Below are 25,492 nucleotides of genomic sequence, written 5' to 3'. Positions count from 1 at the left end.
GTCGTCCAGCGTCTTGATGCCCTTCGTGAAGAGACCCATCGGCCTGTCCTTTCGGAGACGATGCGACACGGGCGCCGGAGGTTGCCCCGCGGCGCCCGATGTTCTTTGTGGAGACTGGCTACGACCGACCGCCGTGGCTCGCCTCGCCGCCCTTCTTGCCCGCCTCGGACGCCTTCTCCCGATCGTTGGCGAAGTTGCCGCCGCTCTGCTGGCCGCCCTTATGCCCCGCCTCGGACGCCCTCTCCCGGTCGTTGGCGAAGTTGCCGCCGCTCTGCTGGCCACCCTTATGCCCCGCCTCGGACGCACGCTCGCGATCTTCGGCGAAGTTGCCGGAACCGCCCCGATGCTCGGACTTGCCCTGGTTGTTGCTCGATTGCGTCATGTGTCGATCTCCTTGCGGTACACACGAAAGAAGAACATCGACACACTATCGTTGTTCCCAACTACGACACCTTAAGAACGATAACATAAGTTAAACTTCATTCGTTATAACTTATGTTGATTGCGCGGTGCTGCAAGTCGTCTCAATATTGTCTGATTCGCGAGAGCTTGGGTTTCGGACCGATCGCAGCCGTCTAAAGCCTCGCTTATCGGGGAAATCCGCATGTCAGCCATTTCCTGCACCGGTCCGTGGGACCTCTGGGACGGGGTCCGCGCCGATATCACGGCCCGGGTCGGTCCGGCCCTCGGCAAGGGGCCGGGCGTACGCCAGCCGGTCATCGAGTACCTGCGCGACCTCGAAGCCATCGCGCGTCGCGAATCGGCGGACCGGCAGACCATCCAGGTGATCGCGTCGAGCCGGCGCCTGCTCGGCGATCCAGCGGAGGTGAGGCCGGGCGCGGCGCGCCGGGACCGTGCGTTCTACGCCGGCGTGCCGGCCCTCGACGCGCTCGTGGCCTCGGAGGACCTTCGCCCGTGATCTCTTACGCCGCCGCGAGCCCCCGCTTCCTCAGCAGCGGCTCGATGCTCGGCAGACGGCCCCGGAAGGCGGTGTAGGCATCCCGCGCGCTGCGCAGGTTGCCGGCGCCGTAGACGAAGGCGCGCAGGCGGCTCGCCGTCTCGGGGTCGAAGATGTCGCCCGCCTCGCGGAAGGCGTCGAAGGCGTCGGCGTCGAGCACCTCGGACCAGAGGTAGCTGTAGTAGCCGGCCGCGTAGCCGTCGCCGGAGAAGATATGCGCGAAATGCGGCGCGCGGTGGCGCATGCCGATCTCGGCGGGCATGGCGATGCGGCGCAGGGCCTCCTCCTCGAAGGCCGGCACGTCGATCCCGTCCTCGCCGGCGCTGGAGAGATGCAGCGTCATGTCGACGATCGCGGAGGCCGTGTACTCGACCGTGGCGAAGCCCTGGTTGAAGGTCCGCGCCGCGAGCAGCCGCTGCAGCAGCGCGTCGGGCATCGGCGCGCCGGTCTCGTGGTGGCGGGCATGCGCCCGCAGCACCTCCGGCTGCTCCAGCCAGTGCTCGTAGAGCTGCGAGGGCAGCTCCACGAAGTCGCCCGGCACGGCGGTGCCGGACAGCAGCGGATAGGACACGTCCGAGAGGAGCCCGTGGAGCGCGTGGCCGAACTCGTGGAACAGGGTGCGGGCGTCGTCGAAGGAGAGCAGCGTCGTCTCGCCTTCGGGCGCGCGGGCGAAGTTCATGACGTTGACGATGATCGGCGTGACGACCCCGTTGAGCCGCTCCTGCGAGCGGAAGGCGCTCATCCAGGCGCCGGAGCGCTTCGAGGGCCTCGCGAAGTAGTCGCCGAGGAACAGGCCGACCTCGCGCCCGTCACGCTCGCTCACCCGCCAGACGCGCACGTCCGGGTGGTAGCGCGGTACGTTGTGCAGCTCGGTGAAGGTCAGGCCGAAGAGCCGTGAGGCGGTATCGAAGGCCGCCTCGATCATGCCGGGCAGAGCCAGGTACGGCTTGATCTCGGCCTCGTCGAGGTCGTGCTCGGCGCGCCGGAGCTTCTCGGCGTAGTGGCGCCAGTCATGGGCGGCGACGGCGATGCCGGCGCCCTCCCCGTCCGCCACCGCCTGGAGCCGGTCGCGCTCGGCGCCCGCCCGGCGCAGCGCCGGCGCCCAGACGTCGCGCAGGAGGTCCATGGCGGCGTCCGGCGAGCCCGCCATGGTGTCGTCGAGCTTGTAATGGGCGAAGCTCTCGAAGCCGAGGAGCCGCGCCCGCTCGGCCCGCAGACGCACGATCTCGGCGATGATCGCCCGGTTGTCGGTTTCGCCCCCGGTCTCGCCCCGGCGCACCCAGGCGGCGTAGGCGCGCTCGCGCAGGTCGCGGCGGGTCGAGAACACCAGGAACGGCTCGATCAGCGAGCGCGACAGGGTGACGACGTGAGGGTACTCGGAGCTGCGCTCGCGAGCGGCGCTGGCCGTCGCATCGCGCAGGAAGGGCGGCAGGCCGGCGAGGTCGTCCTCTCCGGTGAGCGGCAGAGTGAAGCCGCTCTCGTCCGCGAGCAGGTTCTGGCTGAAGGCGGTGCCGAGCTCCGCCAGCCGCTCGGCGATGGCCGCCATCCGCGCCTTGGCCTGCGGATCGAGATCGGCGCCGGCCCGCCGGAAGCGCACCCGGTAGCGCTCCAGCACCCGGCGCTCCTCGTCACCCAGGCCCTCGGCGTCGACCGCCGCGATGCGACGCCACAGGGCGTCGTTCAGGTAGATGGCGCTGCCGTGCCGGGCCAGCCGCGGGGCGACCTCCCGCTCCACCGCCTGGAGGGCCGGGTTCGTATGGCTGCCGGTGAGGTTGAAGAACACGCCCGCCACGCGGTCGAGTCCGAGCCCGGCCCGCTCCATGGCGGCGACGGTGTTCTCGAAGCGCGGCGCCGCGCCCGAGCCGGCGATCGTCGCGATCTCGCGCGCGTGCGCCTCGATCGCCGCCGCGAAGGCCGGGGAGAAGTGCTCCGGCCGGATCGCCTCGAAGGGGGGCAGCCCGTGTGGCGTCGACCAGTCGCCCGCGAAGGGATTGTCGGCGGGAAGCTCCGCGAGGCGGGCGGATGCGGTCATGTCGGCGTCGTCCGGGCTGATGGCGGCGTAGTGTCAAGATAGGAATCGAGGCTCGGGGCGCAACGCCGGCTTCAAGGACCGCCGAGGCAGCGGCTCAGGAAGGCGGCCGTTCGCGCGCGTGCATCGGCCTCGGCGGTCGCGTCGAAGCGATGGGCCTGGCCGGCGTAGAGATGCGTCTCGGCCTGCCCGCCCCCCGCGCGGACCCTCTCGGCGAGCGCGAGGATTCCAGCCGGCGGCACGATGGCGTCGCGCTCCCCGTGCAGGGCGAGCAGCGGCGGCAGCCGATCCGCTTGCGCGGCGACGCCCGCCGGGACGAAGGCCGAGCGCAGGACGAGGGCGCGGATGCGGCCTGCCCGAGTGGCCGCGGCCAGCGCCAGCGCCCCGCCGAGGGAACGCCCGGCCAGGGCCGGCGGCCCGGCGCGCTCATCGACATGGGCGAGGCAGGCGGCGACGCCCTCGCTCCAGCGCTCGAAATGGCGGCCGATCTCGGAGAAACCCGCCCGCTCGTGGCCGGTGAGGGCGAGGAGGTCGGGCAGGACGACGGTGAGGCCCAGGTCCGCGAGGGCCTCCGCCTCGGCCCGCGCCGGCGCTATCCCGTCGGCACCGGAGAGCAGAACGACGACTGGCGTGGCGCCCCCGTCATTGCCGGCCGGGCACAGCCGCTCGATGTTGAGCGGGCCGCCGGCGCAGCTCAGGCGGTCGCTCGACCGGTGATGGGAAGGCCGATCCGACATGTGTCCTTCCGCCATACGCCCTCGCGCCAGCGCCGGACAGAAGCGATGCCCGCCGGATGCCGCGTGGCGGATCGCGGCCGTCGCCGCCTGCCTCCTCGTTTCGGGGCCGGCGCTGGCCGATCCGGTCCCGGTTCCGCCGCCGACGCCCCCGGAGCGCCCGGCGGAGCTGACGCCCGCCCCCGCGCCGCCCGCAAGGCCGGAGGCGCCCCCGTCGGGTCGGGCTCCGACTCCCGAAGCCCCCGCGCCCGCCGCCTCGAGCGGTCCTCCCCTGCCGCCGGAGCGGCCCGCCGAGCTCGGCGGCCCCGCCGCCCCGGCCGCTCCGACGCCGCCCGGCGCGCCGATCGCCTCGCCGCCCCTGCCGCCGCCGGCGCCCGACCGGTCCTCGCCGGAGGCGCTGGCGGCAAAGGTCGAGGCGCCCGACGACACCGCCTGCCGCGTGCGGTTGACCCGGCTCGGGGCGCGGTTCGAGCCCCTGCCCGCCGTCTCGAACGGGGCGTGCAGCGTGCCGGCGCCCCTCAGGCTCATCGGTCTCGACGGCGTCGAGCTGCCCCAGCCGGCCACCCTCGTCTGCGGCGCGGCGGAGGCGCTCGCCCGCTGGACGACGGAGGTGCAGGAGGCGGCCACGAAGCATCTCGGCCAGCCGCTCAAGGGGCTCACCGTCAGCACCTCCTACGAGTGCCGGGGGCAGAACCACAATCCGGAGGCCCGGCTCAGCGAGCACGCGGTGGCGAACGGCGTCGACGTGATGGGCTTCACCTTTACCGCGCGGGCGCCGATCACGGTGATGCCGCTGCCCGGCGACTCGCCGGAGGCGCGCTTCCTCGATCAGGCGCGGAGCCGGGCCTGCAACTTCTTCCGCACGGTGCTGGGGCCGGGCTCGGACGCGGCCCACGCCAACCATCTCCATCTCGACGAACGCGACCGGACCTCCGGGCACCGCCTCTGCCAGTGATACGGGAACGCCGGGAAAACCTTGGGCATTGAGGGGCGGAGAGTCTCCGTCCCGAGGAACGTCCCATGCTCCGCCATCCCGCTCCGCAGGCCCTTCTCGTGGCCGCGGCCCTGCTCGCGGGATGGCCGGCATCGGCCAAGGAGGCGCCCTCCGCCCTCACTGCCGAGGCCGTGAACGGCGCGACGCTGTCAGAGGCGGGACAGCCCTCGAAGGACGAGGGCGGGAAGGCCGACGAGGCGAAGAGGAAGCGCGACAAGGCCGCCGAGCGCGCGCCCGACCCGCTCACCGTGAAGGTGCAGGTGCTGCTCGACCGGGCCCGCTTCTCGCCGGGCGCCATCGACGGCCGCCGGGGCGACAGCTACCGCACGGCGCTGAAGACCTACGCCGCAGCGCAGGGCCTGCCCGAGAGCGACACGCCGAGCCCGGATCTGCTCGCCAGGCTCGACGCGGGCGGGCCAACAATCGTCGACTACACCCTGACGGAGGCCGACGTCGCGGGCCCGTTCGTCGAGAAGATCCCGAAGAAGCTCGAGGATCAGGCCGATCTCGATGCGCTCGGCTACGCCAGCGCCCGCGAGATGCTCGCCGAGCGATTCCACATGCGGCCGGAGCTTCTCGACGCCCTCAACCGCGACAAGCCGCTGGACAAGGCCGGCACGGTGATCAGCGTCGCCGGCATCGCGCCGATGACCCGCGACAAGCCGAAGGACCTGCCGCGGGCCCCGAAGGTGACGCGCGTCCTCGTCGAGAAGGAGAGCCGCGTCCTCAAGGCCTTCGACGGCGAGGGCAAGCTGGTGGCCGCCTACCCGGCCTCGATCGGCAGTGAGGACAAGCCGGCCCCGAGCGGCAAGGCCAAGGTGACCGGCATCGCCTTCGACCCGGTCTACACCTACGACCCGAAGTACAAATTCAAGGGCGTGACCGCGAAGGAGAAGTTCCAGGTGAAGCCGGGGCCAAACAACCCCGTCGGCCTCGTCTGGATCGACCTCTCGGTGCCCTCCTACGGCATCCACGGCACGCCGGAGCCCGAGAAGGTCGGCAAGACCGAATCCCACGGCTGCATCCGCCTGACCAACTGGGACGTGCGCGACCTCGCCATGCACGTCTCGCGGGGTGCGGAGGTGGTGTTCGAGGAGAAGTAGCCTCAACTCCGGGCGAGTCGGGCGGCGAGCGCGGCCGCGGCGAGGAGCAGGGCCTCGCACAGGAAGGCGAGCGCGGCGGTGGCCGCCGCGCCTTGGATCATCGGCACGAGGTTCTGGTTCTGTAGGCCGGCGACGACCGGCGTGCCGAGCGTCGGGGCGCCGGCGAGCGCCCCGAGGGCCGCCGTCGCCACGGCGAGCACCAAGGCGGTGCGCAGCGTGTCGAGGAGGCCCGGCGCGGCGAGCGGCAGCTCGACCTTCACGAGGATCTGGAGGTGGGTGAGCCCCAGCGCCGCGGCGGCCTCGCGGGCGTCCGCCGGCACCGCCTCGAGGGCGGCGACGGTGCCCCGCAGCGCCGGCATCAGCCCGTAGAGCAGCATGGCGAGAAGCGTCGGCGGGCCGCCGAAGCTGAGCACCGGCAGCGCCAGCGCCACGGCGACCACCGGCGGCACCGCCTGCGCGAAGGCGGCGAGCGTGTCGATCGCCGGCCGCAGCCGCGTGGCGCCGGGGCGCGTCGCGAGGATGCCGAGACCGGCGCCGCCGATCCCGACGAGAGCGAGGCCGAGGCCCGCCAGGGCGAGATGGTTCCGGGCGAGCGCCCCGAGATGGTCGAGCGGCAGCGCTCGCCGCGGGGTCTCGCCGAGGAACGCGACGGCGGCCGAGGCCACGTCCGGGTGGCAGAGGACGGCGAGGGCGAGGCCGAGGGCGGCCGGCGCCAGCACGCGCTTCCGGGAGTCCGTGGCGCTCACGGCTGCAGGCTCCCGGCGAGCGCCGACAGCAGCATCTCGGCGAGCAGCGACAGGGCGACGATCGGGATCGCGCCGAGCAGGATCAGATCCGGCGCGAACTGCGCCATGCCGTCGAAGACGAGCCGACCGAGGCCGCCGGCGCCCACCAGGGCCCCGAGCGTCGCGAGGCCGATCGCCTGCACGCACGCGACCCGCAGGCCGCCGATCAGCGCCGGAGCCCCGACGGGCAGGCGGACCCGGAGGACGATCTGCCCCGGCGACAGGCCGAGGCCGCGGGCGGCGTCGAGAGTGTCCCGATCGGGCGCGCGCCAGGCCGCGTCCAGGCCGCGCTGCAGCGGCAGCATCAAGTAGGCGGCCACCGCGATCAGCGCGGGCGCGGTGCCGAGGGCGCTCAGTCCCGCCTCCCGCAGGCCGGGCGCCGCCTTCAGAAGTCCGGAGAACAGGGCCACGAGGGCGCCGAGCAGCGCCACCGCCGGCACGACCTGGATGCCCGAGGCGAGGAGATCGGCCGCGCCCCTCGCGCCTCGGAAGAGGCGCAGCGCCACGACGAGGATGGCGGCGAGCGCCACGGCCCCGCAGGAGAGCGCCAGATGCTCTCCGAGCGCCCCGAGCAGGCCCTCGCGCCGGGTCCGGAACTCGACCGCGAGGGACAGGGCGTCGAGCAAGCCCGCCGCCCCTGTCGCGGCGATAGCCGATGCCAGCACGGCCAGGGCGGCGAGGCCCGGCACCGGCGTGGCCGCCCGGCGGAGCGCGAGGGCGAGTACCGCCCCCGTTCCACCCAGCGCGAGCCAGGCGCCCAATGCGAGTGCGGCGCGGGCGGCGGGCGGGCGGCTGGCGAGGACATTCGCCGCGCCCTGCCCGAGCCCGGCGAGGAGAAGCAGGAGGCCGAGGGCGGCGAGCCCGGCGGCGCAGGCCGCGAATCGTCGGCGGCGCGAAAGCCCGAGCAGGAGCGAGGCCCCGGCGCCGAGCGCGGCGGCGAGCAGGATCGCCGGGCCGAAGCCGGTGCCGGCGAGAACGGGCTCGCCGATCGCCAGCCGGTTCGCGGAGACGCCGAGCAGCGGCAGGCCGTACAGCGCACCGGGAAAGGCCGCCGCTGCAACCACCGCCGCGACGGCGCGAAAGCCGCCGAGGGGAGCGGCGCGGCGAGGCCTCGCGGCGGCGGCCGTCACCGGGCTGCGCTCCCGATCAGTCCGCTGCGGCGAAGATGGTCGACCGCGACGGTCTCGGGCAGCTCGCCGTCGACGGAGATGCGTCCGTTGAGCCGCCGCAGGGTCGCGGCGTCGAGGCCGGCGAAGACGCGGGCCAGCCGTTCGGCGATCTCCGGCCGCCGGGCCAGGGCCTCGGCGCGGAAGACCGGGGCGACCTCGTAGACGATCTGCGCCGCCTTCGGGTCGCTCATCACCACGAGGTCGAGGGCGGCGATCGCCCCGTCCGTTCCGTAGACCATGCCGGCGTTGACGCCGCCGATGCCCTGTGCCGCCGCCCGCGCCGTCACCGCGGTGTCGCCGCCGGGCAGGCTCACGATCCGCTCGACGGGAAGGTGAAAGCCGTAGGCCGCCTCGAAGGCCGGCAGCGCCGCCGGGCTCTCCACGAACTCCGTCGAGGCGGCGAGGCGGATCGCCCCGCGGGCGACGGCAGCCGCGAAGTCCGCCATGCTCGCGAGCCCGTCCCTCCGGGCGAGCGCGCCCTGCACGGCGATGAGCCAAGTGTTGTTGGCCGGCGCCCGCGCGAGCCAGGCGAGGCCCCGCGCCGCGTCCGCCCGCCGGATGCGTTCGAAGGCGGCTTGCGGGTCGCGCCAGGCCGGGTCGGTCTCGGTGCCGGTGAAGAAGGCGCCGTTGCCCGTGTATTCCGGGTAGACGTCGACCTCGCCGGAGAGGAGCGCCGCGCGCACGATCAGGGTCGGGCCGAGGCCGAGGCGGCGCGTCACCGGCACTCCGAGGTCCTCCAGGCAGAGCGCGATCATCGCGCCCGTCAGCGCGCCTTCGGTGTCGCTCTTCGAAGCGACGACGAGGGGGCGCTCGCCGCCCGGCGCGAGGGACGGCGCCAGCGCCGCGGCGGCGGCGATCAGGGTCGCGAGCAGCGCGGACCGGGCACGCCGGGAGCGGGCGGGACGGGAGAGGGTCATCGCGAAGTAACAGTGACTAACATTCCACCGCCGCGACGGTAAGGCCGCCCTCCACGCGCTTGACAGGCCACGCCGAATTGGCGACGCGTCACCTCGATCCGGCGTCGCCGCTTGGGGCGCTGCGGGCGGCATCCGGTGCCCCGCGGCCTCTCGTGCGCCTGCCCTCCACACGCCCTCCCGGCCGGTTCCGCGGCCTCGGGACGGACGACCGACCAGGGAAGAAACGCTGGCGTGACTGCGGATTCCAAGGACGATCTGCTCCAGGGGACGAAGGTCTTCGTCGTCGAGGACGAGGCCGCGATCTCGATGCTGCTCGAGGACATGCTCCTCGATTTCGGCTGCGAGGTCGTCGGGCCCGCCGCGCGCCTGACCACGGCGCTCGAGATGGCCGAGAACGAGAGCTTCGACGTCGCCATCCTCGACGTGAACGTCGCCGGCGAGCCGATCTATCCGGTGGCCGAGGCCATCGCCAAGCGCGGGCTGCCCCTCGTGTTCTCGACCGGGTACGGCGGGGCGGGCATCCGCGAGCCCTTCCGGGACCGCCCGGTGGTGCAGAAGCCCTTCAGCCAGGCCGATCTCAAGCGGACGCTCACCGGCGCCGTCGCCGCCGCCAAGCAGAGCTAGCGCGGGGTTCAACGCAGTCTTGGCCGCCGATGTTCGACAGCCTCGGTAGCGAGAGCTTCCGCGGAGCCCGTCTTTCGCCCCGACGACGGCGCAGACCCCGCTCCGGAATCCGCTCAGGCGACGGGCCGTAACAATGTCTCAGCGGGCCAGATCGGCTCGCAGCCCGTGATCGAACGATAATCGGCGGCAAGCTCGGAGGCGCCGCGCAGGCCGCCGGGCTCATCCCGGTATCCGTGATCCGCAACGATCGCCGCACCCTGCCACCGCCGTTCGATCTCGGCGCGCTCGCGCGTCCCGGCGAAGCCCGCGATGAAGGCGTCGGCGGCCATCAGCAGGCGGCAGGCGGAAGGGTGATCCGTGACGACGGCCGCGTAGTACCACGGGGCCGGCGCGAGGTTGCCGGGGACGATCTCGATGCGCCCGCGCCAGGGACTGTCCGGACTGGTGCAGGCCCAGTGCATGATCGGCGCATCGATCGCGAAGGCATCGACGACCCCCTCCGCCAGGGCGTCGTGGATCCGGCCCTGGTCGGTCATCGGCACGAGGCTGCCCAGGGTGGCGAGGCGGCGGCCCGGCGCGGCGATGTTTTGAGCCCAACGCAGGCCGGCGGCCTCCAAAGTGGCATAGGCACCGGGATCGTTGATGATGCCGAGCGTGCGACCGTCGAGGTCGACGAGGCTGCGGATGCGGGTGTCGCCCGCCCGCCGCGCCAGTACGTAGTGCAGGTACGTATAGGCCCGCGAATAGGCGACGGCGCCGTAGTCGGCGCTCGGCGCCAGGGCCGACCACACGATGTCGGCGGGGGCCTCGCCCGGACGGCGCCCCGCATCGAGGAGCTCGATGCACTGGTCCCAGGGGACCTCGACGAACTCCGCCGCGACGCCGAGATGACGGGCGAAGGCCGCCGCGTAGTCGACGTCGAGGCCGATGAGCGAGCCGTCGGCACGAAGGCGGAACGAGAGGCCCTTGAAGGCGGGCTCGATGGCGATGCGCAGGCGGCCCCGGGCCAGGATGTCGTCGAGGCGGTCGTAGCCGGCCGGCACGGAGGCGATGCCATGGCGGAGAAGGTTCGGCGCCTCTCCGCCCATGGCAGCCGCGGCCGTCTCCGCGGCCAGCGCTAGGGCGCGGCCGGCCTTCGACTCCGTTCGATCGACACAGGCCTGCATCGCGCCGAGGGCCTCGCTGATCGAGGCGTTGCTGGAGCTGATGGCCGTCAGCTCGCCGCCGACGTCGCCGAGCAGCCCCTCGATCCGGTCGGCCGTGGCGCGCACCGCTCCGCCGAGCGCGTCGAGGGCGTGCTCCGTGGAGGCGCGAAGCGCCTTCAGCTCGGCCTGAACGTCCGAGAAGTCGATCACCGCGCCAGCGGTGCGGGCGCTCTCGCGGGTCTGGTCGGCCAGGGAGCGCACCTCCGCGGCGACGACCGAGAAGCCACGGCCGTGCTCGCCCGCCCGAGCGGCCTCGATGGTGGCGTTGAGGGAGAGCAGGCGGATCGTGGCGCCGATGCGGTCGATCATCGCCACCAGCCGCGCCGCCTCGGCAGCCTTCGCATCGATCCGCGCGCCGATCCGTTCGATCTCCGTGGTCACCGCGGTCATGGCGTCGCCGACGGCTCCGACGAGCTCGCCACGGAGACGCTCGGCGGTGATGGCGGCGGTGTCGCGCCCGACGCTGCCGCGGGTCGCCGCGAGGGAGGCCTCGACGCCCGCGCTCTGCCGCCGGATCTCGCGGGTGAAGCTGCCGGCCTGCGCGTTGGACCGCGTCGCATGGCGCAACAGCGCGCCGACACCCCTGAGCGCATCGGCGATGGGCTCGCCGCTCTCGACCTGCGTCATGTCAGCCTTCACCTGCTCGGTCGGGAGCCCTTCGCCAGCCGATACATCGCTTCCAACCGAAGCCGATAAGAGAGCATGACGCTTAATTTGCTGCTAAGTCAGACTTTTATGTTTGGGTCTATGATGAGCGGCGATCGATGATCTTATGGGCTGTCTGCCCATTGTTGGATCATCGGACCTATAGGGAAGCAGGGCTCTTCGTCGACGCTCACAGGCCGTCGAGGGGAAAGGCGTCGGGCAGGTGCACGGGCCAGGATAGGCCCGTCACGAACACCGCGTCGCCCCGCAGCACCAGTGCCGCCGCCCAGGGGTGGCGCGACACGTAGGCCCGCGCCGCCCGCGAGATGCCCCGGCGCTTGGCCGCGCCGATCGCCTCCTGCGCCGAGACGAGCGTCGGGCGCGCCTTGACCTCCACGAAGGCCAGGGTGCCGCCTCGGCGCATCACGAGGTCGACCTCGCCGCCGGCCGCCGCGTAGCGCAGGGCCAGGGGGCGGTATCCCTTCAGGACGAGCGCCGCCAGCGCCCGCCACTCGGCGAGGCGCCCCCGCCGCTCGGTGACGCGGCGGCGGTCGGGCAGCCGGTCAGGTCGCATCCTCCCCGCCCTCCCCTTCGCGGGCGAGAACGAGGGCGCGGGCGTAGACCGCCCGGCGCTGCCGGCCCGTCTCCTCGGCGACGAGGGTCGCCGCGTCCTTGAGGGAGTGGCGGGCGAGCGCGCCGCGGATCGCCGCGTCGAGGGCCACGTCGTCCGCCTCGGTCGGGGCCGCCTCCGGGGCGGTGCCGATCACCACCACGACCTCGCCCTTCGGCGCGCCCTCCGCCGCGAAGGTGCCCGCGAGGCTTCCGAGCGTCCCGCGCCGGATGGTCTCGTAGAGCTTCGTCAGCTCGCGGGCGACCGCGGCCGGCCGCTCGGCCCCGAGGATGCCGGCGGCGTCCTCCAGCATCTCGGGCAGACGGTGGGGGCTCTCGAAGAGCACGAGCGTGCCGGGGATGGCGGCCAGCGCCTCCAGCCGGGCGCGGCGGGGGCCGCCCTTGTGGGGCAGGAAGCCCTCGAAGAAGAAGCGGTCCGTCGGCAGGCCGGCGGCGACGATCGCCGTCATCACCGCCGAGGGGCCGGGGATCGGCGTCACCGGGATGCCGGCCTCAATCGCGGCCTGCACGAGCTTGAAGCCCGGATCGGAGACGAGCGGCGTGCCGGCGTCGGAGACCAGCGCCAGGGCCTCGCCCGCCTTCATGCGCTCGACCATCCGCTCGCGGACCGCCGCGTTCGAGTGCTCGTGATAGGCCACCAGCGGTGTCGTGATGCCGTAATGCATGAGGAGCGTGCGGGTGACGCGGGTGTCCTCGGCGAGCACCGCGTCGGCGGCGGCCAGCGTCGCCAGCGCCCGGAAGGTCACGTCCCGCAGGTTGCCGATCGGCGTCGCGACGACGTGCAGCCCCGCTGGCAGGGATTCCGCCTCCGCCGCGAGGCCGAAGGCGGTGTAGGTGGCCGGGGCCTTGCCCGTGCGCTCGATTCGCTCGCTCATCGGCCCCGACATTGCACGCGGGGCCGCCGCGCGGGAATGGAGGGCGCGCAGTTTCCCCTTGCGTGTTGCGAGGGCTCGCTATCCGCAGGCGCGCAATCATGCGTTGATCGGGCCGAGCCCATTCGAGACGCGTTCGCGGAGTTTCTGCCATGCCCCTGGCGCCCCGGCCCCGGATCGCGGCCCTCGGCCTCGCCGGCCTGCTCGCCGCGACGCTCGGCGGCTGCATCGGCGGGCTCGACGGCGGCCCCTCCCGCGGGGCCCCGGCGCCGCGGGCCGACATCGCCCCGAACGCGCCGCCCGCCGCCGCGCCGGCCGGCCGCATCGGCACCGGTCCGGTGAAGGTGGCGCTGGTGCTGCCGCTCTCCGGCCAGGGCGCGGCGCTGGGTTCGGCCATGCGCAACGCCGCCGAGCTCGCGGTGGAGGAGTTCCAGCAGCCGGATATCCAGGTCATCGTCAAGGACGACCGCGGCACGCCGGACGGCGCCCGCGAGGGCGCGCAGGCGGCGCTCGCGGAGGGCGCCGAGATCGTGCTCGGACCGCTCTTCGCGGCGAACGTCCAGGCGGTGGCGGTGCCGGTGCGGGCGGCGGGCAAGTCGGTGATCGCCTTCTCGACGGATGCCGGGGTGGCGGCACAGGGCGTCTACCTCCTCAGCTTCCTGCCGCAGGCGGAGGTGGAGCGCGTCGTCGACGAGGCGGTGGCCTCGGGCCGGCGCTCCTTCGCGGCCCTGATCCCCGAGACCAGCTACGGCAACGCCGTGGAGGCGCGCTTCCGCGAGGCCGTCAGCCGCAAGGGCGCGCGGATCGCCGGGCTCGAGCGCTACGCGCCGGGCGATCCCGGCCCGGCCATCGCGCGGCTATCGGGCGTCGTCACCGGCCCGGCGCCCCAGGCGGACGCGCTGTTCATCCCCGAGACGCCGGACGGGCTCGCGGGCGTCGCGGGCGCGCTCACCAAGGCCGGCTTCTCGCCGGCGCGGGTGCGGCCCCTCGGCACCGCGCCCTGGAACGAGCCGCGCGTCTTCGCGCTGCCCGCCCTCCAGGGCGGCTGGTTCGCGGCGGCCGACCCGGCGGGGTTCTCAGGGTTCGCGGGGCGCTATCAGGCCCGCTTCGGATCGAGCCCGCCGCGGATCGCCTCGCTCGCCTACGACGCGGTCTCCCTCTCGGCGGCGCTCAGCCGCCAGTACGGCTCGCAGCGCTTCTCCGAGACGACGCTGACGGGCGGCGCGGGCTTCGCCGGCATCGACGGCACCTTCCGCTTCCTGCCCGACGGCACCAGCGAGCGGGCGCTCGCGGTCTACGAGATCCGCAACAACGCCGTGACGCCCGTGCGCCCGGCCCCGCGCACCCTGGCGAAGTCGGGGACCTGAGAGCGCCGATCATCCCGCCGCGATCAGCACCGCGCCGAGCGCGATGACGGCCGCGGCGGCGATGCGGCCGAGGCTCAGCGTCTCGCCGAGGAACAGGCGGCCGAGGAGCACCGCGAAGACGACGCTGGTCTCGCGCAGGGCCGAGACCGCGCCCATGGCGCCCCGCTGCATCGCCCAGATCACCACGGCGTAGGCGGCGACCGACACGGCGCCGCCCGCCAGCGCCGGCCCGAGTTGGCGTCCGCGCCCGCGCAAGGCCCCGGCACCGCGCCGCGCCAGCACCCAGGCCGGCAGGCAAAGGTGGAAGGTGAACATCGCCGCCGTGTAGGCGAGCCAGTCACCCGAGACCCGCACGCCGAGCCCGTCGACCACGGTGTAGCCGGCGATCGTCGCCCCCGTGCCCAGCGCCGCGAGGAGGCCCGCGCGGCCGATGCCGCCGCGGGCGAGCGCCAGACCCAGGATACCGCCGGAGACGAGCATCACGCCGAGCGCCGCGGGAAGCGGCAGCGTCTCCCCCGCCGCAAGGCCGGCGCCGATGGCCACGAGCGCCGGCGAGGAGCCCCGCGCGACGGGGTAGGTCGCGCCGAGGTCGCCCGAGCGGTAGGTGAGGACGAGGAGCCCGTTGTAGAGGATGTGCAGGAGCCCCGAGGCCACCACCATCGGCAGGCTCTCCGGTGCCGGCAGCCCGATGACGAGGCAGGTGCCGAGGCCGAAGAGGCCCGGCACGAGGTTCATCATCCCCATCGTCCAGAAGCGGTCGGCGCCGCCGCGCAGCATCGCGTTCCAGGCGGCGTGAAGGAGCGCGGCGAGGAGGACGAGGACGGTTAGGCTCGGCGTCATCGCGCTCAGGCCGCCAGCGCCGCGACGAGGGCGTTGAGCACCGGCGCGCCCTGCGGCGTCGCCGCGATCCGCCCCTCGGGCGAGCGCCGCAGCAGGCCGTCGCCGATCAGAGCCGCGATCCGGGTCTCCTCGAGGGGGCGCCCGGACAGCGCCGCGTAGCGGGCGGGGTCGATACCCTCGGTCAGGCGCAGCCCCATCATCAGGAACTCGTCGGCCTGCTCGGCCGGCGCAACGGTCTCCCGCTCGGCGATGCCGTTTCCGTCGCGCTCGACACGGGCGAGCCAGGCCTCCGGCCCCTTCTCGGTGACGGTGGCGATCCGACCCTCGTTGGTCACGAGCCGGCCGTGGGCGCCGGGGCCGATGCCGGCATACTCGCCGTAGCGCCAGTAGAGCAGGTTGTGGCGGGACTGCGCGCCGGGCCGAGCGTGGTTCGAGATCTCGTAGGCCGGGAGCCCCGCCGCGGCGCAGACCTCCTGCGTCACGTCGTAGAGGGCACGCGCCGTGTCCTCGTCCGGCGGCACGAGGCGCCCAGCCTTCGCGAGCCCGTAAAAGGGCGTGCCGGGCTCGATGGTGAGCTGGTAGAGCGAGAGGTGCTCGGCCGCCCGCGCGATGGCCTCCCGCAGCTCGGCCCGCCATGCCTCCGGCGTCTGGCCGGGGCGGGCATAGATGAGGTCGAACGAAGTTCGCTCGAAATGCTCGGCGGCGGTGCGGACCGCGCTCAGCGCCTCCCTGGCGCTGTGGAGCCGGCCGAGGCTTTTGAGAGAGACGTCGTCGAGGGCCTGGACGCCGAGGGAGACCCGGTTGACGCCCGCCGCCCGGTAGCCGCGGAAGCGGCCGGCCTCGACGCTCGTCGGGTTCGCCTCCAGCGTGATCTCGGCGCCGTCCTCGAGGCCCCAGGCCTCGGCCACCGCGTCGAGGAGGCCCGCGACGGTGGCGGGCCGCATCAGGGAGGGCGTGCCGCCGCCGAGGAAGATGCTCGAGACGCTCCGCCCCGGCGTCAATGCCGCGACGTGCCCGATCTCGGCGCGGAAGGCCCTGAGGAAACGGGCCTCGTCCGGCGGCTCGTGGCGGACGTGGCTGTTGAAGTCGCAATAGGGGCACTTCGAGGCGCAGAAGGGCCAATGCAGGTAGACGCCGAACCCGGCGTCGCGGGTCGGATGCTCCGGTGCGCCCATCCCGGCCCGTCAGTTCTGCCCGAGGCAGGCGCGGGCGAGGTCCACGAAGGCGCGGGCGCGGTGCGAGAGGGCGGCGCCGCTCTGCCAGTCGACGCCGTGCTTCTCGTCCGAGGAAATCTCGCCGAAGGTCCGGTCCATGCCCTCGGCCTCGAAGATCGGATCGTAGCCGAAGCCCTTCTCGCCCCGCGGCGGCACGATCCGCCCGAAGACGCGGCCCTCGAACAGCTCGGTGTGCCCGTCCGGCCAGGCGAGCACCAGGGCGGAGACGAAATGCGCGCTGCGGTCGGTCGCCTCGCGGCGGTCGAGCTCCGCCTCGATCCGCGCCATGGCGGCGGAAAAGTCCTTGGTCGGGCCGGCCCAGCGGGCGGAGAACAGCCCCGGCGCGCCGTCGAGCGCGTCGACGCAGAGGCCAGAATCGTCGGCGAAGGCCGGGAGCCCCGACGCCTCCGCCGCCGCCAGAGCCTTGAGGCTCGCGTTCTCGGCGAACATCGTGCCGGTCTCGTCGGGCTCCGGCAGGTTCAATTCGCCCGCCGAGACCGCCTCGATGCCGAAGGGCGCCAGCAGCTCGCGCATCTCGGCGAGCTTGCCGGCGTTGTGCGTGGCGATGACGACCCGGCCTTCGAGACGCCGCGCGCTCACGCGGTCGCCTGCTTCTGGAGGGCCACGAGCTGCTCGACGCCGCCGCGGGCCAGCCGCAGCAGCTCGAGAAGCTCGGCCTCGCTGAAGGGCTTGCCCTCGGCGGTGCCTTGCACCTCCACGAGCCCGCCGGAGCCGGTCATCACGAAGTTGGCGTCGGTCTCGGCGGCCGAGTCCTCGGCGTAGTCGAGGTCGAGCACCGGGGTGCCCTTGTGGATGCCGCATGAGACCGCGGCGACGTGGTCGCGCAGCGGATCGACGGAGATGATCGAGCGGCCGCGCATCCAGGCGAAGCAATCGTGCAGCGCCACCCAGGCGCCGGTGATCGCCGCGGTGCGGGTGCCGCCGTCGGCCTGGAGCACGTCGCAGTCGACGGTGATCTGCCGCTCACCGATGGCCGGAAGGTTGGTGACGGCGCGCAAGGACCGCCCGATCAGCCGCTGAATCTCCTGCGTGCGGCCCGAAGGCTTGCCGGAGGTGACCTCCCGGCGGGTGCGCTCGTGGGTGGCGCGGGGCAGCATGGAATACTCGGCCGTGACCCAGCCCTTGCCGGAGCCGCGCAGCCAGGGCGGCCCCCGCTCCTCCAGGGAGGCGGTGCAGAGCACCTTGGTCTCGCCGAAGCTGACGAGGCAGGAGCCCTCGGCGTAGCGGGCGACGTTACGCTCCAGGCTGACCTTGCGCAGCTCGTCCGCCGCGCGCTTCGAGGGCCGCATGGCCGTCTCCTCCACCGATGAAGGGCCGGCTCTTAGGCCGTGCGGCGGGTAGGGGCAACCGGCGAGGGCGATGGGTGGCGCCGTGATTTGATATGCGAACCAGTACGCGGGCCGCTTTCGACCCGCCGCGGGCCTACACGGCGGCCAACGAGCCACAAGATCGTCCGATGCCCCTCACGCCGTGCAGGGCGCGCTCACGATTTCCTCGGGCGTCAGCCTCGTAGACCACGCCAAGCCGGTTCATGGCGATCAGGCAGCGCATGTGGGCGTAGTCCGACCAGGGCGGCGCCCGCATCGGCGCGACGACCGTCATCAGGTCGCGGTCGAGTTAGGATCGCCTCATAGGCCGGATCGAGGCTTACTATCGCAGGTCCGAATCCGATGCTATCGATTTCGCTTAGGACATTCGTTCGGACGGAGTTGGCTCTCGATGTATTACCGATCGTTCAAGATCTCTGCTTTTATTCTGATTCTGGGCGCGGCGACCTTTGCAGGCAGTAACAATAGTAACGCGAGAGACATCACAAGTGCACAGATTGCCCGATACAACGCCTGTATGGCTCCGCACAAAGCGAAGAGTCGTGCGCGTGGTGACTACAGCATTTGGCGGTCTGGGCGAGAGAAATGCTCCCACCATTTGGGGCGATAACGTGATTTCGCTTAGCTAAGCTTGAAGGCTTGATAGACCGAGTGGGCGTGCACCTGAACGCCAAGGGCGCGTGAGCGCGGCCGCCTCTGATTCTGCGACGGGGGACGAATGACCAGTCCGTCCACGGCTACCCCAGGCCGAAACAGGTCCCGCTCCATCGAGGCATCCGTTCGATCATCAGCTCGAGGTCGGGCCGGATCGCCAGGATCGTCACGGTGAGTACCGCCGCGACGAGCCGTGATAAGGCCGATCCCGACCCTTCCCTGACCTTCCGCTCAGATCTCGAACCGAAGCTTCACCTCCAGCCGCCCCGATTGATCCCCATCCCGCCAGCCGCCACAATCGGCGGCCAGGATGAGAGGACCGTGACAGAGCCCGCGACCCCGACCTTTCCCGCGCTTGCCTCCCTGAACGAGCGCGCCCGCGAGATTTTTCGCCAGATCGTCGAGAGCTACCTCGCCAACGGCGAGCCGGTGGGCTCGCGCAACCTCGCGCGCATCCTGCCGATGGCGCTCTCGCCGGCCTCGATCCGCAACGTGATGTCGGACCTCGAGCATTCCGGGCTGATCTACGCGCCCCACACCTCAGCCGGGCGGCTGCCCACCGAGATCGGCCTGCGCTTCTTCGTCGACGCGATGATGGAGATCGGCGACGTCGGCCGCGAGGAGCAAGCGCATATCGAGGCGCAGATGCGCGCCGCCGCCTCGCGGCACACCTTCGACACGGCGCTGGCGGAGGCGTCCACCCTGCTCTCGGGCATCTCCCGCGGGGCGGGCGTGGTGCTGACGACGAAGGCGAACGTCCACCTCAAGCACATCGAGTTCGTGCGCCTCGACGTGGCGCGCGCCCTCGTGGTCCTCGTCTCCGACGACGGCTCGGTGGAGAACCGGCTTCTGGAGCTTCCCCCCGGCCTGCCGGCGAGCGCCCTTCAGGAAGCCTCGAACTACCTCAACGCCCGCCTCCAGGGTCGGACCCTCGGCGAGCTGCGCGCCGAGATCGAGGCCGGGCGGCGCGACATGAAGCGGGAGCTCGACGCGCTCACCGAGCGGCTGGTCGATGCTGGGCTCGCCATGAGCGTCGGCCCGGCCGAGTCCCGCCAGCTCATCGTGCGGGGCCAGGCGAACCTGCTGGAGGACCTGCGCGCCGTCGAGGACCTCGAGCGCATCCGCCTGCTCTTCAACGACCTCGAGACGCAGAAGGAGGTCATCGACCTGCTCTCCCGCGCCGAGGGGGCGGAGGGCGTGCGCATCTTCATCGGCTCGGAGAACAAGCTGTTCTCGCTCTCCGGCTCCTCGCTGATCGCCGCGCCCTTCCGCGACGACCAGCGCAAGATCGTCGGCGTCGTCGGCGTCATCGGCCCGACGCGGCTGAACTACGCCCGCATCGTGCCGATGGTCGACTACACCGCCCGCGTCGTCTCCAAGATGCTCGACGGCGGGCGGTGAGGCTCTCGGTCCGGCTCAGCCCGGGATCACGTCGACGATCTCGTAGGTGTCCGGATCGATGATGATGATGTCGTCGGCGACGAGCACGTAGCTGTAGCCCCGGTAGGCGGGCACGATCGAGAGGATCGCCGGCGGCAGCGTGTGCAGCGTGATCGAGCGCGGGATCGCCGTGCCGACGCTGACGTTGAAGTTCACGTTGCGCAACGGCGCGACGCCCGTGCGCGTGATCGACTGACGGAACTCCGTGCGCTGGCGGGTGTCGAGACGCTGCACGGCGCCCCGCGCCTCGCCCCGGCTCCCGGCCCGGTCGGCGCCGCCGCGCTCGCCCGCGCGGTCGGCTCCGCGCTGGCCCGGACCGCCCTCGCGGCCGTCCTTGCCGGGCGCTGCGCCGTCGCGCTGGCCCGCCGCGCCGGCCTTGCCGGGCTGGCCGTCCTCGCGGGCCCCGGCCTTGCCCGGCTGCTCCGCGCCCGGCGCGTTCCGGCCGGGCGCCGACTCGGCGCCGCCCTTCGGCCCGGCCTCGCCGCGGGGCCCGGCGCCCTCGCCGCCGCGCGGACCGGCACCGCCCTCGGCACCGCCCCGCATGGCACCGCCTTCACCGCCGCGCATCCCGGCGCCGCCGCCACCGGGGCCACCCGCTCCTCCGGGGCCACCCGCACCGCCGCCGCCGCCCGCGCCGCCGCCGGCCGCGCCGCCCGCTGCACCGCCGCCGCCCGGCCCTCCGGCGCCGCCGCCCTGCGCGAAGGCGGTCGCCGCCCCCACCGTGATCAGCACCGCCGTCAGGGCGTTGCGCAGCCCGGTCTTCGAAGTCGTGCCCATGGTTTCCCTCGCCTCGTCGCGATGCCGGGTCGGCATCGATCTGGCCCGCAACGATGGTCTCCCGGAAACCGTTCCCCCGGCGCGAGGAGAAGTGCGGATGGCCGTGAGGACGGGAACGATCGAGGCGAACGGCCTCGCCTTCGCGGTCGACGAGGCCGGTGCGGGACCGGACGTCGCCCTCTGCCTGCACGGGTTTCCGGAGAGCCGATACTCCTGGCGCCACCAGCTCCCGATGCTCGCCGATCTCGGCTGGCGGGCGGTGGCGCCGGACATGCGCGGCTACGGCGGCTCCGCGCGCCCGAGCGAGCAGGCCGCCTACCGGATGGAGCACCTGATCGCCGACGCGGCGGGCCTGTTCGACGCCCTCGGTGCGCGGCGGCGCCTGCTGATCGGCCACGACTGGGGCGCCCTCGTCGCCTGGAGCTTCGCGATGGCCGGGGCGCGGCCCCTCGACGGGCTGGTCGCCATGAACGTGCCGCATCCGGCCGTCTTCCGCGCGGTGCTCGGCCGCTCCTGGCGGCAGCGGGCGCGCTCCTGGTACGTGGCCTTCTTCCAGATTCCCCGCCTGCCGGAATGGGCATTGACCCGCAACCGCGCCGAGGCGGTCGCCCGCGCCTTCACGGGGATGGCCTGCGACCCCTCCGCCTTCCCGCCTGAGGTGCTCGACCGCTACCGCGCCGACGCCCTTCGCCCCGGCGCGATGACGGCGATGCTGAACTACTACCGCGCCAATTTCGGCCTCCTGCGCCGGCCGGCGCCGTCCCCGGTGATCGAGACGCCGACCCTGCTGGTCTGGGGCGAGCGGGATACGGCGCTCGGCCTCGAGCTGACCGAGGGGTACGAAGGATTGGTGCGGGACTTCACCCTGCGCCGCCTGCCGGACGTCTCGCACTGGGTGCAGCAGGAGGCGCCGGAGGCCGTGAACGCTGCGCTCGCCGCATGGATGAGATCGCGCGGCCTGACGTGACACTTGTCCCGTCCCTTCCCGCGGCGGGGCCTCCCACGACCTTGTGAACGGCGCGCGTCGGTGCGTAACCTCCGCCGACACGACCGGCGGCAAGCGCCGGCAGAGGAAACCCGAGGGCACCCTTCATGTCGGACTCGATCGGCATCGCGCCGTCCGCCCAGGACGACGCGGCGGACCGCCGCCGCAGGATCATGGCCATCGTCGGCTCGTCGTCGGGCAACCTCGTCGAGTGGTACGACTTCTACTGCTACGCCTTCTTCGCGCTCTACTTCGCGCCGGTCTTCTTCCCCGAGGGCGACGCCACCAGCCAGCTCCTGAAGAGCGCCGCCGTGTTCGCGGTGGGCTTCTTCATGCGCCCCATCGGCGGCTGGCTGTTCGGCCGCATCGCCGACCGCGTCGGCCGGCGGACCTCGATGGTGATCTCGGTGCTGATGATGTGCGCCGGTTCGCTCTTCATCGCGATCCTGCCGACCTATGCGACGGTCGGCGCGGCGGCCCCCGTGCTGCTGCTCCTCGCCCGCATGCTCCAGGGCCTGTCGGTCGGCGGCGAGTACGGCACCAGCGCCACCTACATGAGCGAGGTGGCGCTGAAGGGCCGGCGCGGCTTCTTCGCCTCCTTCCAGTACGTGACGCTGATCGGCGGCCAGCTCCTCGCCTCGCTGGTGCTCGTCACGCTCCAGGCGCTGATGACCGAGCAGCAGCTGCGGGACTGGGGCTGGCGCGTCCCGTTCTTCATCGGCGCCCTGGCGGCGGTGGTGGCGCTCTACCTGCGTCGCTCGCTCGCCGAGACCGCCACCGGCGACAAGGAGAAGGCCGGCACCTTCAAGGCCCTGTCGAAGCACTGGCGGGCGTTCTGCATCGTGCTCGCCTACACGGCCGGCGGCTCGCTGAGCTTCTACACCTTCACGACCTACATGCAGAAGTACCTCGTCAACACGGCGCACATGAACAAGGGCAGCGCCTCTCAGGTGATGACGCTGGTGCTCCTGGTCTACATGCTGGTGCAGCCGGCCTTCGGGGCGCTCTCGGACAAGATCGGGCGCAAGGCGAACATGCTGCTCTACAGCGGCCTCGGTGCCGTGATGGTGGTGCCGCTCATGCACGCCATCGGCGCCAACCAGGACCCGTTCGTGGCCTTCATGCTGGTGACGGCGGGGCTCCTCGTGATCAGCTTCTACACGGGCATCAGCGGCATCGTGAAGGCAGAGCTGTTCCCGACCCATGTCCGCGCCCTCGGCGTCGGTCTCTCCTACGCCGTCGCCAACTCGCTGTTCGGCGGCACCGCCGAGGCGGTGGCGCTCTGGTTCAAGCAGAACGGCAACGAGGAGATGTTCTTCTGGTACGTGACGGTGATGCTCGGGGTGGCCTTTGTCGGCTCGCTGCTGATGCCGAACCCGAAGCGCCACGGCTATCTCGACGGGGCCGGAACCGTGGAGGAGGCGCTGGGCGCCAAGCCCGACGCCGAACGCGCCCGCATGGTGCACCCCGCCTGACGCGCGGAGGGCGCCGCACCGAGGCGGCGCCCTCTCCTTCGTTTCCAGATTCTACTTGATGACCGCGCAGGCGACCCGCGCGCCGGCCCCGCCGATCGGCTGGGTGTTGTGGTCGTCCTCGTTGGCGTGGATGACCAGCGCCGAGCCGTCCCCGTCGCGGAGCCCGCCCTCCCCGGTCAGCGAGGTCTCGGAGGAGACCTCCGCGTTCACCGAGCCGTCCGCGTTGGCGAAGACGTTGGGCAGGTCGCCCTCGTCGGGCCCTTCGGCGTTGAGCAGCCCGTGCTTGCTCTGGTCGTGATTCACGTGGGCCTTCGACTTCTCGAACTTCTCCGTGTCGGAGCAGTCGCCGACCGCGTGGAAATGGATGCCGTGCCAGCCGGGCGTCAGGCCGCCGGCCTGGATGGCGACGCGCATGACGAGGGAGTTCGCCCCGTCCCGGATGCTGATCTTGCCGATCGTGTCGCCCTTGTTGTTGGTGATCGGGCTCTCTAGCGTCTGCGGCGCGGCGGGAGCCGGGGTCTCCGCCTTCTGCTGGGCGAGCGCGGGGCCGGCGAGGACCGCCCCGGCGGCTCCGAGGGCGACAAGGGTTGCGAGACGTGTCATGCGATGGCTCTCCTCTCCACGACGGCCTAGGTAGGCCCGCGACCGGCGCTTCGACAGGGCGCGGGGCGGTGGATCGACGGGTGGTGGATACAAGAAGGCCGTGGCGGAGCGCGTGAGGGCGGATCGGCTGCTCGTGGAGCAGGGACATTTCGACAGCCGCGCCCGCGCGCAGGCGGCGATCGCGGCCGGCCTCGTCCGGGCGGACGGCGTGCCCGTCGCCCGCGCCTCCGACCGGCTCGACCCGGCCGCGCGGATCGAGGCGCGCCCGGCCCACCCCTACGTCTCCCGCGGCGCCCTGAAGCTCGCCGCCGCCCTCGACGCCTTCGGCTTCGATCCGGCGGGCCGGCGCTGCCTCGACGTCGGCGCCTCGACGGGCGGCTTCACCGAGTTGCTGCTCGCGCGGGGCGCCGCGCATGTCCATGCCGTCGATGTCGGGCGCGGGCAGCTCCACGCCTCGCTCGCCGACGACCCGCGGGTGACGAGCCTGGAGGGCACCGACATCCGCGCCCTACCCCCCGAGGCGCCGCCGCACGCCGTCGATCTCGCGACCGTCGATGTCAGCTTCATTGCGCTGCGGCTCGTGCTCCCGGCGATCGTGGCGCGGCTCGCCGGGGGCGGCGCCCTCGCGGCGCTGATCAAGCCGCAGTTCGAGGCCGGACGGGGGCGCGTCGGCCGGGGCGGCATCGTGCGCGACGAGGCCGTCCACGCCGAGGTCTGCGAGGCGGTGCGGACCTGCCTCGAAGGGCTCGGCATGGGCGTCGTCGGCCTAATCCCCTCCCCCGTCGAGGGCGGGGACGGCAACCGCGAGTTCCTGATCGGTGCCCGCCGGGAGAGCGCCCGATGAGCGAGACCGAGAGCCTGCGCATCGCCCGCCTCGGCAGCCGGGGCGACGGCCTCGCCGAGGACGGGACGCCGGTCGCCTACGCCCTGCCCGGCGAGCGGGTCGCGATCCGCCGCGAGGGGGCGCGCGGCGAGCTGGTGGCCGTCGAGGAGCCTTCGCCGGAGCGCATCGCGCCGTTCTGCCCGCATTTCGGCGATTGCGGCGGCTGCTCCGTCCAGCACCTCGCTCCGGAGCCCTACCGGGCCTGGAAGACGGGCCTCGTCGCCCAGGCCGCCGCGCAGGCCGGGCTCGGCCTGGCGCCGGAGGCGGCGATCGATGCCCACGGTCCCGGGCGCCGCCGCCTGACCCTGCACATCCGTGACGGCGAGGCCGGGCTGATGGCCGCCCGCAGCCATCGCCTCGTGCCGATCGGGCACTGCCCGATCACGGTGCCGGCACTGCACGGGGCGCCGGCCCTGGCGCGGGCGCTGGCCGCGCCTCTCGGGCACGGGCGCACGAAGCCCCTCGACGCTCTCGTCACCGCCACCGATGCCGGCCTCGACGTGGACATGCGCGGGCACGGACCGGTCGATGCCGGCACCCGCGCCAAGCTCGTCGGCCTCGCCGAGAGCCACGACCTCGCCCGGCTGTCGCTGCACGGCGACGTCGTGGTCGAGCGGCGCCGCCCGAGCGTGTCGAGCCCCGGCGGCGCGCTGCTGCCGCCGCCCGGCGGCTTTCTCCAGGCGACGGCGGAGGCCGAGCGCCTGCTCGCCACCCTCGTCCTCGACGCCCTGCCGAAGAAACCGAAGCGCGTCGCCGACTTGTTCAGCGGCTGCGGGCCCTTCTCCCTGGCACTGGCGCGGCGCTGCGAGGTCCATGCGGTGGAAGGCGACGCCGCCGCCCTCGCGGGCCTCGACCGGGCGGTGCGCGAGGCCGCCGGCCTGCGGCGCGTCACCACCGAGCGCCGCGACCTGTTCCGCCGGCCCCTGCTCTCGGCCGAGCTCGACCGCTTCGACGCCGTGGTGATGGATCCGCCCCGCGCCGGCGCCGAGGCCCAGGCCCGTCAGCTCGCCCTCTCGAAGGTGCCCGTGGTCGTCTCCGTCTCCTGCGACCCCGGCACCTTCGCCCGCGACGCGGGCATGCTGCTGGCGGGGGGCTACGCGCTCACGCGGCTCGCGCCCGTGGACCAGTTCCGCCACGCGCCGCATGTCGAGGTGGTCGGCGTGTTCGAGAGGCCCCCGAAAGCGCGCCGCCGGTGACGATTCCGCTGAACCGTGATCAAGCTCGGGCGTTGGATTCGCAC

Annotated in this window: 26 protein-coding genes; 10 read left to right on the top strand and 16 right to left on the bottom strand. The window is 73.0% G+C overall.

Translation table 11 applies throughout. The features are described from left to right. Positions 1–118: 118 nt before the first annotated feature. Complete coding sequence (locus tag MFF04_RS12960; protein WP_283206370.1) at positions 119–382, bottom strand: con-10 family general stress protein; 264 nt, start codon at positions 380–382, stop codon at positions 119–121. Positions 383–604: 222 nt separating this feature from the next. On the opposite strand from MFF04_RS12960, the gene MFF04_RS12955 reads away from it, so the two are divergent. Further along, on the top strand, positions 605–919 hold the full coding sequence (locus MFF04_RS12955; RefSeq protein ID WP_238276351.1) for a hypothetical protein: 315 nt from the start codon (positions 605–607) through the stop codon (positions 917–919). Between the two features lie 4 nt (positions 920–923). Here MFF04_RS12955 and MFF04_RS12950 read toward each other — a convergent pair whose 3' ends face one another. After that, positions 924–2,990, bottom strand: coding sequence for a M3 family metallopeptidase (locus MFF04_RS12950; RefSeq protein ID WP_238276350.1), 2,067 nt, complete (start codon positions 2,988–2,990; stop codon positions 924–926). A gap of 71 nt (positions 2,991–3,061) precedes the next feature. Further along, positions 3,062–3,724 carry a dienelactone hydrolase family protein gene (locus MFF04_RS12945; protein ID WP_238276349.1) on the bottom strand — a complete coding sequence of 221 codons (663 nt, stop codon included), beginning with the start codon at positions 3,722–3,724 and terminating at the stop codon, positions 3,062–3,064. On the opposite strand from MFF04_RS12945, the gene MFF04_RS12940 reads away from it, so the two are divergent. Next, positions 3,723–4,676 carry an extensin family protein gene (locus tag MFF04_RS12940; RefSeq protein ID WP_238276348.1) on the top strand — a complete coding sequence of 318 codons (954 nt, stop codon included), beginning with the start codon at positions 3,723–3,725 and terminating at the stop codon, positions 4,674–4,676. The genes MFF04_RS12945 and MFF04_RS12940 overlap by 2 nt on opposite strands. Positions 4,677–4,741: 65 nt before the next feature. Continuing rightward, complete coding sequence (locus MFF04_RS12935) at positions 4,742–5,818, top strand: L,D-transpeptidase family protein (RefSeq protein ID WP_238276347.1); 1,077 nt, start codon at positions 4,742–4,744, stop codon at positions 5,816–5,818. Positions 5,819–5,820: 2 nt separating this feature from the next. On the opposite strand, the gene MFF04_RS12930 is transcribed toward MFF04_RS12935, so the two are convergent. The 3 genes from MFF04_RS12930 to MFF04_RS12920 are packed head-to-tail and all read right to left on the bottom strand — an operon-like array spanning position 5,821 to position 8,689. Further along, entirely contained in the window at positions 5,821–6,564 is a 744-nt protein-coding gene (locus tag MFF04_RS12930) for an ABC transporter permease subunit (protein ID WP_373320045.1), read from the bottom strand. Beyond that, a complete protein-coding gene (locus MFF04_RS12925) occupies positions 6,561–7,733 on the bottom strand; it encodes an ABC transporter permease (protein ID WP_238276345.1) in 1,173 nt (390 codons plus the stop codon). The genes MFF04_RS12930 and MFF04_RS12925 overlap by 4 nt, the downstream gene beginning before the upstream one ends. After that, positions 7,730–8,689 (bottom strand): glycine betaine ABC transporter substrate-binding protein, encoded by a 960-nt coding sequence (locus MFF04_RS12920; RefSeq protein WP_238276343.1) that lies wholly within the window; start codon positions 8,687–8,689, stop codon positions 7,730–7,732. The genes MFF04_RS12925 and MFF04_RS12920 overlap by 4 nt, the downstream gene beginning before the upstream one ends. 231 nt (positions 8,690–8,920) lie before the next feature. On the opposite strand from MFF04_RS12920, the gene MFF04_RS12915 reads away from it, so the two are divergent. After that, the gene (locus tag MFF04_RS12915; protein WP_238276341.1) at positions 8,921–9,313 is read left to right on the top strand and encodes a response regulator; all 393 of its coding nucleotides are present in this window, start codon (positions 8,921–8,923) and stop codon (positions 9,311–9,313) included. 113 nt (positions 9,314–9,426) lie between these two features. Here MFF04_RS12915 and MFF04_RS12910 read toward each other — a convergent pair whose 3' ends face one another. From MFF04_RS12910 to rsmI, 3 genes are all read right to left on the bottom strand, one after another. Next, positions 9,427–11,145 (bottom strand): methyl-accepting chemotaxis protein, encoded by a 1,719-nt coding sequence (locus MFF04_RS12910; protein ID WP_238276340.1) that lies wholly within the window; start codon positions 11,143–11,145, stop codon positions 9,427–9,429. A gap of 208 nt (positions 11,146–11,353) precedes the next feature. Then, a complete protein-coding gene (locus tag MFF04_RS12905) occupies positions 11,354–11,737 on the bottom strand; it encodes a YraN family protein (RefSeq protein ID WP_238276338.1) in 384 nt (127 codons plus the stop codon). Continuing rightward, positions 11,727–12,668 carry a 16S rRNA (cytidine(1402)-2'-O)-methyltransferase gene (gene rsmI, locus MFF04_RS12900; RefSeq protein WP_238276336.1) on the bottom strand — a complete coding sequence of 314 codons (942 nt, stop codon included), beginning with the start codon at positions 12,666–12,668 and terminating at the stop codon, positions 11,727–11,729. The genes MFF04_RS12905 and rsmI overlap by 11 nt, the downstream gene beginning before the upstream one ends. Positions 12,669–12,817: 149 nt before the next feature. Between rsmI and MFF04_RS12895 the strand changes: the two genes are divergently transcribed. Then, positions 12,818–14,032, top strand: coding sequence for a penicillin-binding protein activator (locus MFF04_RS12895; RefSeq protein ID WP_238276333.1), 1,215 nt, complete (start codon positions 12,818–12,820; stop codon positions 14,030–14,032). 9 nt (positions 14,033–14,041) lie between these two features. Here MFF04_RS12895 and MFF04_RS12890 read toward each other — a convergent pair whose 3' ends face one another. From MFF04_RS12890 to MFF04_RS12870, 5 genes are all read right to left on the bottom strand, one after another. Beyond that, a complete protein-coding gene (locus tag MFF04_RS12890; RefSeq protein ID WP_238276331.1) occupies positions 14,042–14,872 on the bottom strand; it encodes an EamA family transporter in 831 nt (276 codons plus the stop codon). Positions 14,873–14,877: 5 nt separating this feature from the next. Continuing rightward, complete coding sequence (gene hemW, locus MFF04_RS12885) at positions 14,878–16,047, bottom strand: radical SAM family heme chaperone HemW (RefSeq protein WP_238276329.1); 1,170 nt, start codon at positions 16,045–16,047, stop codon at positions 14,878–14,880. A gap of 9 nt (positions 16,048–16,056) precedes the next feature. Then, a complete protein-coding gene (rdgB, locus tag MFF04_RS12880) occupies positions 16,057–16,686 on the bottom strand; it encodes an RdgB/HAM1 family non-canonical purine NTP pyrophosphatase (protein WP_238276327.1) in 630 nt (209 codons plus the stop codon). After that, a complete protein-coding gene (gene rph / locus MFF04_RS12875) occupies positions 16,683–17,396 on the bottom strand; it encodes a ribonuclease PH (protein WP_238276325.1) in 714 nt (237 codons plus the stop codon). Before rph ends, rdgB begins: the two co-directional genes overlap by 4 nt. A 133-nt stretch (positions 17,397–17,529) precedes the next feature. Next, a complete protein-coding gene (locus tag MFF04_RS12870; protein ID WP_216074727.1) occupies positions 17,530–17,709 on the bottom strand; it encodes a hypothetical protein in 180 nt (59 codons plus the stop codon). 701 nt (positions 17,710–18,410) lie between these two features. On the opposite strand from MFF04_RS12870, the gene hrcA reads away from it, so the two are divergent. Beyond that, positions 18,411–19,490: a heat-inducible transcriptional repressor HrcA gene (hrcA, locus tag MFF04_RS12865; RefSeq protein WP_238276324.1), complete on the top strand. Its 1,080-nt coding sequence runs from the start codon at positions 18,411–18,413 to the stop codon at positions 19,488–19,490. 15 nt (positions 19,491–19,505) lie between these two features. Here the strand turns inward: hrcA and MFF04_RS12860 are convergent, their stop codons facing one another. Continuing rightward, a complete protein-coding gene (locus MFF04_RS12860; RefSeq protein ID WP_238276322.1) occupies positions 19,506–20,306 on the bottom strand; it encodes a DUF1236 domain-containing protein in 801 nt (266 codons plus the stop codon). Positions 20,307–20,403: 97 nt separating this feature from the next. Here MFF04_RS12860 and MFF04_RS12855 point away from each other — a divergent pair, with 97 nt between their 5' ends. Continuing rightward, positions 20,404–21,273 (top strand): alpha/beta fold hydrolase, encoded by an 870-nt coding sequence (locus MFF04_RS12855; RefSeq protein ID WP_238276320.1) that lies wholly within the window; start codon positions 20,404–20,406, stop codon positions 21,271–21,273. A 125-nt stretch (positions 21,274–21,398) separates the two neighbouring features. Then, entirely contained in the window at positions 21,399–22,766 is a 1,368-nt protein-coding gene (locus tag MFF04_RS12850) for an MFS family transporter (protein ID WP_238276318.1), read from the top strand. A 51-nt stretch (positions 22,767–22,817) separates the two neighbouring features. Here the strand turns inward: MFF04_RS12850 and MFF04_RS12845 are convergent, their stop codons facing one another. Further along, positions 22,818–23,369: a superoxide dismutase family protein gene (locus MFF04_RS12845; RefSeq protein WP_238276316.1), complete on the bottom strand. Its 552-nt coding sequence runs from the start codon at positions 23,367–23,369 to the stop codon at positions 22,818–22,820. A gap of 100 nt (positions 23,370–23,469) precedes the next feature. On the opposite strand from MFF04_RS12845, the gene MFF04_RS12840 reads away from it, so the two are divergent. Both MFF04_RS12840 and MFF04_RS12835 read left to right on the top strand, forming a co-directional pair. Further along, positions 23,470–24,213 carry a TlyA family RNA methyltransferase gene (locus MFF04_RS12840; protein WP_238276314.1) on the top strand — a complete coding sequence of 248 codons (744 nt, stop codon included), beginning with the start codon at positions 23,470–23,472 and terminating at the stop codon, positions 24,211–24,213. After that, on the top strand, positions 24,210–25,448 hold the full coding sequence (locus tag MFF04_RS12835; protein WP_238276312.1) for a class I SAM-dependent RNA methyltransferase: 1,239 nt from the start codon (positions 24,210–24,212) through the stop codon (positions 25,446–25,448). The genes MFF04_RS12840 and MFF04_RS12835 overlap by 4 nt, the downstream gene beginning before the upstream one ends. Positions 25,449–25,492: the final 44 nt, after the last annotated feature.

This window comes from Methylobacterium jeotgali, from assembly GCF_022179345.1.
Lineage (GTDB): Bacteria > Pseudomonadota > Alphaproteobacteria > Rhizobiales > Beijerinckiaceae > Methylobacterium > Methylobacterium jeotgali.
The sequence above is the reverse complement of the archived record's forward strand: the minus strand, read 5'-3'. Positions and strand labels throughout refer to the sequence as shown.